A 10687-nucleotide genomic window follows, 5' to 3' on the forward strand; every position below is an offset into this window, starting at 1 on the left:
CGCCGCCCGGGGCCGGCGCGCGGGCCACCCGCGCGGCGCGCTCCCCACGGGACCGGCGCGCGGGCGGCCACTACGATCGCGGCCATGACGTCGCCGCCGGTGGGTTACCCGACCCGCTGGGAGGCCGACGTCGCCCTGCGCGACGGCGGCACCGCCCACGTGCGGCCCATCCGGCCCTCCGACGCCGACGCCGTGGCCGCCTTCCACTCCCGCCAGTCCGAGGAGTCGCGCTACCTGCGCTTCTTCGCGCCCATGCCGCGCCTGTCCGAGCGCGACCTGACCCGCTTCACGCACGTCGACCACGCCGAGCGGGTCGCCCTCGTGGCCACCGTCGGCGACGACATCGTCGGCATCGCCCGCTACGACGCCGCCCCGCCGCGCCCCGGGCGCCCGCGCGCCGCCGAGGTCGCCTTCAACATCTCCGACGCCCACCAGGGCCGCGGGCTCGGCTCGGTGCTGCTGGAGCACCTGGCCGCCGCGGCCCGCGAGCGCGGCGTGCAGCGCTTCACCGCCGACGTGCTGCCGCAGAACGCCAAGATGATCGCCGTCTTCCGCGAGGCCGGCTTCGAGGTGCGCCAGGGCTACTCCGACGGCGTCCTGGAGGTCTCCTTCGCCATCGACCCTACCGAGCGCTCGCTGGACGTCATGCGCGCGCGCGAGCAGCGCGCCGAGGCCCGCAGCGTCACCGCCCTGCTCTCGCCGTCCTCCGTCGTCGTCGTCGGCGCCAGCCGCGACGTCGGCTCCGTGGGCCACCGGCTGCTGGCCGACCTCGTCGCCGGCGGCTTCACCGGCGCCCTGCACGCCGTCAACGCCGACGCCGCCCCCGGCCAGGAGCTGCTGGGCGTGCCCGTCCTGCGCTCGGTGCGCGACCTGCCCGGCCCCGCCGACCTGGCCGTCGTCGCCGTCCCGCCGGCCGCCGTCGTCGACATCGTCGGCGACTGCGCCGCCACGGGCGTGCGGGGCCTGGTCGTCGTCTCCAGCGGCTTCGCCGAGACCGGCCCGGAGGGCCTGGCCCTGCAGCGCGAGCTGGTCCGCATCGCCCGCGCCAACGGCATGCGCGTGGTCGGCCCCAACTCCTTCGGCGTCCTCAACACCGACCCGGCCGTGCGGCTGAACGCCTCCCTGGCCCAGGACATGCCGCCCGCCGGCCGGTTCGGGCTGTTCAGCCAGTCCGGGGCGCTGGCCCTGACCGTCCTGTCCTCGGTGCAGCGGCGCGGGCTGGGCGTGTCCACGTTCGTCTCCGCCGGCAACCGCGCCGACGTCTCCGGCAACGACCTCATGCAGTTCTGGCACGACGACGAGGCCACCGCCGCCGTCGGGCTGTACCTGGAGAGCATCGGCAACCCGCGCAAGTTCAGCCGCGTGGCGCGCCGCCTGGCCCGGCGCAAGCCCGTCGTCGTCGTCAAGTCCGGCGCCTCCGGCTTCGGGGTGCCGCCCGGGCACGCCGTGCGCGCCTCCCGGGTGCCCTTCGAGGCCGTGGAGAACATGCTGCGCCAGGCCGGCGTCATCCGGGTGGAGAACGTCCACCAGCTCTTCGACGTCGCCCAGGTCGCCGTGCAGCAGCCCCTGCCGCAGGGCTCGCGGGTCGCCGTCGTCGGCAACTCCGACGCCCTGGAGACCCTGGCCGCGGACGCCTGCGTCAGCTGGGGCCTGCGCGTGGTCCACGGGCCGCGCTCGGTGCACCCGGAGGCCGGCGCCGAGGAGTTCACGGAGGCGCTGCGGGCCGCCTTCGCCGACCCCGAGGTCGACGCCGTCGTGGCCAGCTGGGTGCCGCCCACCGCGGCCGTGGACGCGCAGGTGGCCGCCGCCGTGGCCCGCACGGCCGCCGAGGGCGGCAAGACGTGCGTCACCTGCTTCCTCGGCACCCGCTCGGTGTCCGCCTCCCGCGTCGGGGGCGCCGGCGGGGGAGCGGGCGGGGGAGCCGGCGGCGCCGACGACCCCGGCGCCGGCGAGGGCCACGTCGTGCCCTCCTACCCCACGCCCGAGGACGCCGTCCGGGCGCTCGCGGCGGTCGTGCGCTACGCGCACTGGCGCCGCAAGGACCCCGGTCACCTCGTGACCCCCGAGGGGGTGGACCTGCACGCCGCCCGCGCCGTCGTCGAGGACGCCCTGGCCGAGCACCCCGACGGCGTCGAGCTGCCGCGCGCCACCGCCGTGCGGCTGCTCGCCGCCGTCGGCGTCGAGGTCCTGCCCCGCGAGGAGGTCCACGGCGTCGAGGAGGCCCTGGCGGCCGCGGAGCGGCTCGGCTGGCCCCTGGCCCTGAAGACCGTCGGCGAGGAGCTGGCCGGGCGCCAGGACCTGCGCGGCGTGCGGCTGGGCCTGGCCGGACCCGAGGCCCTGCGCACCGCCGTGGCCGAGATGCGCGCCGCGCTCGGGGAGGCCGCCGACACCCTCGTCGTGCAGCCCATGGCGCCGCTGGGGGTGCCCTGCCTCGTGGCCAGCAGCGAGGACCCCCTCTTCGGGCCCGTCGTCCGCTTCGGCGTCGAGGGCGACCCCGTCGACCTCCTGGGCGACGTCGGCTACCGCATCCCCCCGCTGACCGACGTCGACGTCGCCGACCTCGTGCGCTCGGTCAAGGCCGCCCCCAAGCTGTTCGGCCACCGCGGCGCGCCCGCCCTCGACGTGGCCGCCCTCGAGGACGTCGTCGCCCGCGTCTCCGTGCTCGCCGACCACCTGCCCGAGGTCGCCGAGCTGCGCCTGTCGCCCGTCCTCGTCGCCGAGCGCGGCGCGGCCGTCCTGGACGCCGTCGTCGTCCTGGCGCCGCCGCAGGGGCGCGCCGACCCCGACCGGCGCACGCTGCCGCTGTGACGGACGGGCCCGGGGTGGGGGAGGATGGGCCCGTGCGCGAACGCCTGTCCCCCCGCAGCCCCGGCCACGGCGAGGCGGCCGGCGGCAGGCACGACCTGCCCCCGCAGCTGCTGGCCGACGTCGAGCGGGCCGGCTACTACCCGGCCCTCGTCGCCGACGCCCTGCGCACCGCGGTGGCGGGCCAGCCCGTCGGAGCCCACCTCGTGCACCCGGAGACCACCTTCGACGCCGAGGAGGTGCGCCGGCACGTCACCGTCCTCGTCACCACGCCCACCCGGCTCGTCGTCGCCCACGCCGACGACCACGGCCCCGACGACACCTCCCCGCAGCCGTACGCCGTGTGCTCGACGGAGTCGGTGCCGCTGGAGCGCGTGCACTCCGTCGTCGTCTCGCGCGTGGTCACCCGGCCCGCCGAGCACGCCGCCGGCGACGTGCCCGCCGAGGTCAGCCTGACGCTGGGCTGGGGCGCGCTGCACCGGGTGGACCTGGAGCCGGCCTCCTGCCCGGACCCGGACTGCGAGGCCGACCACGGCTACACGGGCTCGCTGACCGGCGACGACCTCACCGTGCGCATCGCCGGCGCCGCCGAGGGCGCCGACGCGGTCGCGGCCGCCGAGGACTTCGCCCGCGCGCTGTCGGCGGCCACCGCCCGGTGACGAGCCCCGGAGCGCGCACCCCGCCGCCCGCCGCGGCCCTGCCGGACGCCCCGCCCTACGGGCGCGGGTCGCTGTCCGGGCTGCTGCCCGCCGTCGCCGCGAGCCTCGGCGTGGACACCTCCGCGGCCGGCGAGCTCGCGGACGGGCCCGCGGCCGAGCCGGCGCTCGACCTGCCGGCGGCGGCGCGGACGTGCCTCGTCCTCGTCGACGGGATGGGCGAGCTCGCGGTGGACGAGCGGTCCGGGCACGCGCCGGCCCTGCGCCGCTGGCGCGCCGACGCGGGCGCCGCGGTCCTGTCCTCCGGTTTCCCCTCCACCACGGCCACGAGCATGGGCCTGCTCGGCACCGGCCTGGCGCCCGGGGGGCACGGCCTCGTCGGCTACGAGGTCCTCGACCCCGACCGCGACGCGCTGCTCAACGAGCTGGCCTGGGACCCCGCCGTCGACCCGCGCCGCTGGCAGCCGCGCACCACGTGGTTCCAGCGGGTGGCCGCCGCCGGCGTCGACGTGACGCGCGTGGCGCCGCCCCACTTCGACGGCTCCGGGCTCACCGAGGCCGCCCTGCGCGGCGGGCGCTTCGTCGGCACCCCCGAGCGCCTGGACGCCCGCACCGGCGCCGGCGTCGACGCCCTCGCCGCCGCCGCGCGCGCCGGCCGGCCGGCCCTGACGTACGTCTACTGGGGCAAGCTCGACGCCACGGGCCACGCCCACGGCGTCGGGTCGTGGGAGTGGACGCAGGAGCTGGAGCGGGTGGACGCCGCGCTGGCCGACCTCGCGCGCCGCCTGCCGCGCGGCACCCTGCTCGTGGTGACCGCCGACCACGGCATGGTCGACGTCGGCCCGGACGCCCGCGTCGACGTCGCCCGCGAACCGGAGCTCCGCGCCGGCGTCCGGCACGTCGGCGGCGAGCCCCGGGTCACCCAGCTGTACTGCGAGCCCGGGGCCGCGCCGCAGGTGGCCGCCCGCTGGCGCGAGCGCCTGGCCGGGCGCGCGCTCGTCCTCGAGCGCGCCGAGGCCGTCGCCGCCGGGTGGTTCGGCGACGTGGAGGAGCGGGTGGCGCCCCGCATCGGCGACGTGCTCGTCGTCGCCGCGAGCGAGTTCGCCGTCGTCGACTCCGCCCGGATGCGGCCGGAGGCGCTGCGGCTGGTCGGCCAGCACGGCGCGCTCACCGACGCCGAGCGCCTCGTGCCGCTGCTGGCCGTGCAGGTCTGAACGGGTCCCGGCCGGTCCGAGGGGTCTGCGCGGGTCCGAGCGCGGGGGGGGGGGGGGGGGGGGGGGGGGGGGGGGGGGGGGGGGGGGGGGGGGGGGGGGGGGGGGGGGGGGGGGGGGGGGGGGGGGGGGGGGCGCGGGGGGGGGGGGGGGGGGCGGGTCGCGGGCCGGCTCGGGCCGGCGCGGGCCCGCGCCCCGCGCGCCGCCCGCGCCCCCCCCCCCCCCCCCCCCCCCCCCCGCTCAGGAGGTGAACCAGTCCCGCTGCGGGTTGGACACCGACGGCACGACCCGCTCCACGTCCGGCTGGTGCGCCCAGCGCACGCCGTTGCCCAGCACCGTGCGCACGTGCGGGTGCAGGTACACCGGGTACTCCTGGTCGCCGGGGGAGAAGTAGAAGACCCGGCCGCGGCCGCGCTGCCACGTCATGCCCGAGCGGAACACCTCACCGCCGGCGAAGGAGCTGATGAACACCAGCTCCCCGGGCGGGGGCACGTCGAACGGCTCGCCGTACATCTCCTGCGTCTCGATGACGAAGGGGTTCGGCACGCCGCGGGCGATCGGGTGGGCCGTGTCGATGGTCCACACCACCTCGCGCTCGCCGTCGTTGCGCCAGGCCAGGGAGCCCGTGGTGCCCAGCAGCCGGGTGAACAGCTTGGAGTAGTGCGCCGAGTGCAGCGCCAGGAGCCCCATGCCGCCCAGCACGTGCCGCTGCACGCGCTCCACCACGTCGTCGCGGACCTCGCCGTGGGCGATGTGCCCCCACCACAGCAGCACGTCGGTGCCGGCCAGGACCTCCTCGCTCAGGCCGTGCTCGTCGTCCTGCAGGACCGCGGTGCGCACCTGCGCGCCGGGCACCTGCTCGGCCACGAGGGCGGCCAGGGCGCCGTGGATGCCGTCCGGGTACCAGCCGGCGATCTCCGACGGCTGCTGCCGCGTCTCGTGGACGTTCTCGTTCCAGACCGTCACCCGCACCGGGTGCCCGCCGTCGGGCTGGCTCACGCGCGCTCCTCCGCTCAGTCCTTCTTGGTGCCGAACATGATCTCGTCCCAGCTGGGGACGCTGGAGCGCTTCTGCGCCCCCGACCCGCCGGCGCGCCGGGCGGAGCGGTTGCGCCGCCGGGGCCCGGGACGCGGCGCCTCCGCGCCGTCGCCCCCGCCCGCGCGGTCGCTCCCGGCCTCCGACGCGGCCTCGGCGGGGCGGTCGCCGGTCTGCGGCGCGGGCTCGGCGTCGGGCGCGGGCGCGGGCTCGGCGTCGGTCGCGGGCGCGGTCTCCCCGCCGGTGGCCGGCAGCGGCCCGTCGGCGGGCGCCGCCGCTGGCTCCTCGAGGGCTCCAGGAGCCTCGGGCACCTCGGGAGCCTCGTGAGCTCCGGGGGCCCCGGGGACGGCGTTCGGCGCGTCCCGCCCGGCGGGTCCCCGCGCGGGGCGCCGGTCCGGCAGGACGCGGTCGTCGGGGTGCTCGTGCGGGGCCGAGTCCGCCGGGTGCGCCGGCGGCGGGTCGGCCAGCAGCGCGTCCACGCGCGGCGCCGCCCCGTCGGCCGGGTCCGGCTGCGCCTCGGGCGCGGTCGTGCCCCGCTGCTCGCCGGCGTCCGGGGCGTGGCCGCCCGGGCGCACCCCGCGCCGGGCGTCCAGCGCGTCGAGCAGGTCCTCGGCCGAGCGCGCCCGCCCGCTGGCGCGCACGCCGCCGTCGGCCTCCACGTCGTACACGCGCTCCCCGGGGCGCAGCGCCTCGCCCACGCTGGCCAGCCGGCGCGCCGGCAGCGGCCCCGGCTCCGGCGGCTCCTCCTCCGAGAGCCAGCGCGCCTCGTCGTCGGTGGCCGACAGCACCCGCGAGGCGGGGTCGAACGTCCAGCGGCCGACCCGGCTGCGCCCCCCGGCCACGAACTCCACCTGCACCGTCCAGGCGCCCTCCTCCGAGCGCCAGGCGTCCCAGCGCGCGCCCTCGGGGTCCACCGCGCGCGCGGTCAGCCGGCTGACGACGACCTCGTCGAGGGTGCCCGCGCGCGCCCCGCGCCCGCACGGCGAGCGCCGCGCCAGGCCGGCGACGTGCGCCCGCTCGGCCAGCACGGGACCCTCGTAGCGGCGCACGTGCTCCACGGGCAGGCCGCCGGCGGCGGCGACGTCCTCGGCGGTCTCGCCCGCGCGGATGCGGGCCTGGATGTCGCGCGGGCGCAGCCGGGTGTCCATCTGGATCTGCAGCTGGCCGAGCCGGGCGCGGTCGCGGCGCACGGCCGCGCGCAGCGCCTCGTCCACCCGCAGCCGGTAGCGGGTGCCGTCCGCGGCGCCGAGCACGACGTGCTCCCCGTCGTCGTGGACGCCCACGAGCCTCAGGTCCTGCATGAGGTCTCCTCCCGGCGGTCGCTCGAGGCCGGGACCGGGGCCGGTCCAGGTCCGCGACCGGGTCCATCCTGCACCGGACCGGCCCCGGTGACCTCCACCGGGCGCGCACGGGGGCCCGCGGGCGCCCGGCCCGCGAGGGTGAGCGAGGCCACGAGCCCCCGGACGGGCGGCTCCCGCGCGCGCCGGGGATGATGTGCGGCGTGAGCGACGCGACGCCCTACGACGCACTCCTGCTGCTCTCCTTCGGCGGTCCCGAGGGCCCCGACGACGTCATGCCGTTCCTGGAGAACGTGACGCGCGGGCGGGGCATCCCGCGCGAGCGGCTGGAGGAGGTCGCCGAGCACTACCTGCACTTCGGCGGCAAGAGCCCCATCAACGACCAGAACAAGGAGCTGCTGGCGCAGCTGCGCCGGGAGCTGGACGAGCGCGGCCTGGACGGCCTGCCGCTGCTGTGGGGCAACCGGAACTGGGAGCCCTACGTCACCGACGTCCTGCGCGAGGCGCACGAGCGCGGCGCCCGGCGCGTGCTGACGGTCTTCACCAGCGCCTACTCCTCCTACTCCAGCTGCCGGCAGTACCGCGAGGACCTCGCGCGCGCCGCGCGGGCGCTGGCCGAGGAGGGGCGCGAGCTGCACCTGGACAAGGTGCGCCACTACTTCAACCACCCGGCCTTCACCGGGGTGAACGCCGCCGCCGTGGTGGCCGCGCTGGAGGAGCTGACGCCCGAGCAGCGCGCGGGCGCGCGCGTGGTCTTCGTCACCCACAGCGTCCCCACCGCGATGGACGAGGTGTCCGGCCCGCCGGCCGCCGGGGGCGGGGCCTACGTGCGCCAGCACCTCGACGTGGCGCGCTCCGTGGCCGAGCGCGTCGGGCGGCGCACCGGCACCGTGCCGGACTGGGACCTCGCGTACTGCTCGCGATCGGGTCCGCCCTCGCAGCCGTGGCTGGAGCCCGACGTCAACGACCACCTGCGCGAGCTGCACGCCCGGGGCGTGCCCGCCGTGGTCGTGGCGCCCATCGGGTTCGTCAGCGACCACATGGAGGTCAAGTTCGACCTCGACACCGAGGCGCGCGAGACCGCCGAGGAGATCGGCCTGCCGTTCGCCCGCGCCGCGACCGTCGGCGCGGACCGCACCTTCGTCGCCGGCCTCGTCGACCTCGTCGAGGAGCGCGCCGCGCGCGCTCGCGGCGAGGGCCCCGACCAGCCGGCGACCGGCGCGCTGGGCCCCTCGCACGAGGTGTGCCCGGTGGGCTGCTGCCGCAACCTGCGCGCGGAGCTGCCCGCCGCGACGGGCGAGGACTACCAGGCCCCGGCGCCGGTGTGAGCGGCCACCCGGCTCCCGACCCGCAGGAGCTGCTGGCCGTCGCCGAGGAGGTGGCGGCCGCCGCGGGCGAGCTCGTGCTCACCGGTCGTCCCGACCGCGTGGAGGTCGCGGCGACCAAGAGCAGCCCCACCGACGTGGTCACCGCCATGGACCACGCCTCCGAGCGGCTCGTCGCCGAGCGGCTGGCGGTGCTGCGCCCGGACGACGGGTTCCTCGGCGAGGAGGGCGGTCACCGGCCCGGCACCAGCGGGCTGACGTGGGTCGTCGACCCGATCGACGGCACCGTCAACTACCTCTACGGGCTGCGGAGCTGGTCCGTCAGCGTCGCCGTGGTCTCCGACGAGGTCCACGGCGCGGGACGCCCCGACCCCGCCACGTGGACGGTCCTGGCCGGTGCGGTGCGCGACCCGTCCGTGGACGAGACCTGGACGGCGGTGCGCGGCGGCGGCGCGCGGGTGCGCCGCGGCGGTTCGCCCGCCCGCCCGCTGCGTTGCCCGGAGGGTCCCGAGCTGGGTGCCACGCTGCTGGCGACCGGGTTCGGCTACGACCCGCAGCGGCGCGCCGAGCAGGCCGCCGTCCTGGCCCGGCTGATGCCGCGGGTGCGCGACCTGCGGCGCATCGGCACCGCCAGCCTGGACCTGTGCGCCGTCGCGGCCGGGCGGGTGGACGCCTACTACGAGCTCGGGCTGAACCCGTGGGACTTCGCGGCCGGCTGGCTCGTGGCGCGCGAGGCGGGCGCGGTCGTGACGGACTTCACCGGCGGGCCCGCGGGCACCCACGGCCTCCTCGCAGCGGGGCCCCGCCTGCACCCGGTGCTGCAGCGCGCCCTGGCGGGCTGAGCGCCCGCCCCGGGCGGGCCGGGGACTCCCCGCCCGCCCGGGAGGGCGTCAGGCGCAGGTCTGCGCCCGCAGCCCGGTCAGGTCGACCACGTGGGCGCCGGTCAGGTCCACCTGCGCGCGGTGGCCGTCCAGGTAGGTGAGGACGTCGGGCAGCGCCACGTCGTGGGCGGCGGCCAGGCGCACCAGGGACTCCAGCTCGGCCAGGTGCGCCTCGACGAGGTCGTCCTCGCCGGCGGCGGCCGCGGCGTCGATGGTGGTGCGGGTGCGCTGCACCCGCTCGGTCAGCTCGGCGACGAACGCGGCGGGGACGGTCGCGGGAGCGACGGCGGGGAGCGGTTCCTGCTCGGACACGGCACCTCCTCGTGGGGCGGACCCCGGGGGCTGGCGGGTGGTCACCGCGAGGCTCCGGTGGGCGTCGCGGCTGTCGGTCGGGCGTGGTCGGTGCTGGTGCGGGTCGTGGTGGTCCGGCGGCGGTCCGGTGGACGCCGTGGTCCTCCGACGCTGCGGCGCCCGCGCGGGTTCCCCCGCGGCCGGCGCACCGCCGTCGGCGGGACGAGCGCACACTACGGCGCGGCGGGCGCGCGACCAACTCCTCGCGCGCCACCGTGTGGACGGTGACCGGTGGCGTTGCCCCGCAACGCCTCCCGTGCCGTCCACCGGGTGGCGGGCCGGTGTCGCGGTGGTGGCGCGCGAGTGTCGCGGGGACGTCGCCGCGCCCCTGCGCCGGCTCCGGGACGCCCCAGCGCGACCACGCCGCGGTCACGCCGCGGTCACGTCCCGGTCGCGGCGCCCGGGGCGCCCGCCGGCGGCGCGGCGCGCCCGGCCCACCCCGGTTCGTCAGCGCGGCTGCGGTAGGTCATGATGCCTGCTCGCCGTGCGCGGACCGTGACCACGACGGGACGCGCCGGCGGGCAGGGACGGAGCGAGCAGCAGCGAGCCGCGGAGAGCGGCGGAGAGCGGCGGCGAGCACCAGCAGGGACCAGCAGGGACAGCAGGCACCGGGGCCGGGCGGGGACCGGGCATGGATCCGGGCCGTCGCACGTTCACCCGTGGGCGGTCCGGGCGCACGGCTCGGCCGGGCTGCCGCCGGCTGCGGGGTGCGACCCGCGCAGCCCGGGACGACGCGACGCATGGAGTGTGAGGCGAGGTCATGGCGACCGACTACGACGCACCGCGCAAGACCGACGACGAGCTGAACGAGGACTCCATCGAGGAGCTCAAGGCGCGCCGCACGGACAAGAGCTCGGGCGCCGTCGACGAGGACGAGACGGAGGCCGCGGAGGGGTTCGAGCTCCCCGGCGCCGACCTGTCCAACGAGGAGCTGTCGGTGCGGGTCCTCCCGCGCCAGCAGGACGAGTTCACCTGCACGAGCTGCTTCCTCGTGGTGCACCGCAGCCAGCTGCACGACACGGGCGGCGGGCGCATCATCTGCAACGACTGCGCCGCCTGAGCGGTGCCGGCGGGGGCGGGCCGACGGCCCGCCCCCGCCGTGGGGGGGGGGGGGGGGGGGGGGGG

At 78.6% G+C, this 10687-nt stretch carries 9 protein-coding genes; 6 read left to right on the top strand and 3 right to left on the bottom strand.

Features of this window, described 5'->3' with window-relative positions:
* The first annotated feature begins 84 nt into the window (after positions 1 to 84).
* The 3 genes from ACRYMY_RS15960 (at position 85) to ACRYMY_RS15970 (ending at position 4675) form a co-directional block, all read left to right on the top strand.
* On the top strand, positions 85 to 2808 hold the full coding sequence (locus tag ACRYMY_RS15960; protein WP_432548216.1) for a bifunctional acetate--CoA ligase family protein/GNAT family N-acetyltransferase: 2724 nt from the start codon (positions 85 to 87) through the stop codon (positions 2806 to 2808).
* A gap of 95 nt (positions 2809 to 2903) precedes the next feature.
* Entirely contained in the window at positions 2904 to 3464 is a 561-nt protein-coding gene (locus ACRYMY_RS15965) for a DUF5998 family protein (RefSeq protein ID WP_432548223.1), read from the top strand.
* Positions 3461 to 4675 carry an alkaline phosphatase family protein gene (locus tag ACRYMY_RS15970; protein WP_432548217.1) on the top strand — a complete coding sequence of 405 codons (1215 nt, stop codon included), beginning with the start codon at positions 3461 to 3463 and terminating at the stop codon, positions 4673 to 4675. Before ACRYMY_RS15965 ends, ACRYMY_RS15970 begins: the two co-directional genes overlap by 4 nt.
* A gap of 237 nt (positions 4676 to 4912) precedes the next feature.
* On the opposite strand, the gene ACRYMY_RS15975 is transcribed toward ACRYMY_RS15970, so the two are convergent.
* Both ACRYMY_RS15975 and sepH read right to left on the bottom strand, forming a co-directional pair.
* Positions 4913 to 5671: a ThuA domain-containing protein gene (locus ACRYMY_RS15975; RefSeq protein ID WP_432548218.1), complete on the bottom strand. Its 759-nt coding sequence runs from the start codon at positions 5669 to 5671 to the stop codon at positions 4913 to 4915.
* 14 nt (positions 5672 to 5685) lie between these two features.
* A complete protein-coding gene (sepH, locus tag ACRYMY_RS15980) occupies positions 5686 to 7008 on the bottom strand; it encodes a septation protein SepH (RefSeq protein ID WP_432548219.1) in 1323 nt (440 codons plus the stop codon).
* Positions 7009 to 7199: 191 nt separating this feature from the next.
* On the opposite strand from sepH, the gene ACRYMY_RS15985 reads away from it, so the two are divergent.
* Both ACRYMY_RS15985 and ACRYMY_RS15990 read left to right on the top strand, forming a co-directional pair.
* Positions 7200 to 8333, top strand: a complete 1134-nt coding sequence (locus ACRYMY_RS15985; protein ID WP_432548220.1) for a ferrochelatase — start codon at positions 7200 to 7202, stop codon at positions 8331 to 8333.
* Positions 8330 to 9172 carry an inositol monophosphatase family protein gene (locus ACRYMY_RS15990; protein ID WP_432548221.1) on the top strand — a complete coding sequence of 281 codons (843 nt, stop codon included), beginning with the start codon at positions 8330 to 8332 and terminating at the stop codon, positions 9170 to 9172. Before ACRYMY_RS15985 ends, ACRYMY_RS15990 begins: the two co-directional genes overlap by 4 nt.
* Before the next feature lie 48 nt (positions 9173 to 9220).
* Here ACRYMY_RS15990 and ACRYMY_RS15995 read toward each other — a convergent pair whose 3' ends face one another.
* Complete coding sequence (locus tag ACRYMY_RS15995; protein ID WP_432548222.1) at positions 9221 to 9523, bottom strand: hypothetical protein; 303 nt, start codon at positions 9521 to 9523, stop codon at positions 9221 to 9223.
* A 799-nt stretch (positions 9524 to 10322) separates the two neighbouring features.
* On the opposite strand from ACRYMY_RS15995, the gene ACRYMY_RS16000 reads away from it, so the two are divergent.
* Positions 10323 to 10622 carry a DUF4193 domain-containing protein gene (locus ACRYMY_RS16000; RefSeq protein WP_369052355.1) on the top strand — a complete coding sequence of 100 codons (300 nt, stop codon included), beginning with the start codon at positions 10323 to 10325 and terminating at the stop codon, positions 10620 to 10622.
* Positions 10623 to 10687 lie beyond the last annotated feature (65 nt).

Source organism: Kineococcus haloalkalitolerans, from assembly GCF_050871905.1.
GTDB lineage: Bacteria > Actinomycetota > Actinomycetes > Actinomycetales > Kineococcaceae > Kineococcus.

Bases quoted from the DNA above. Each gene is read 5' to 3' on its own strand.
- ACRYMY_RS16000 (WP_369052355.1), top strand. From the start codon at position 10,323: ATGGCGACCGACTACGACGCACCGCGCAAGACCGACGACGAGCTGAAC.
- sepH (WP_432548219.1), bottom strand. From the start codon at position 7,008: ATGCAGGACCTGAGGCTCGTGGGCGTCCACGACGACGGGGAGCACGTC.
- ACRYMY_RS15985 (WP_432548220.1), top strand. From the start codon at position 7,200: ATGTGCGGCGTGAGCGACGCGACGCCCTACGACGCACTCCTGCTGCTC.
- ACRYMY_RS15960 (WP_432548216.1), top strand. From the start codon at position 85: ATGACGTCGCCGCCGGTGGGTTACCCGACCCGCTGGGAGGCCGACGTC.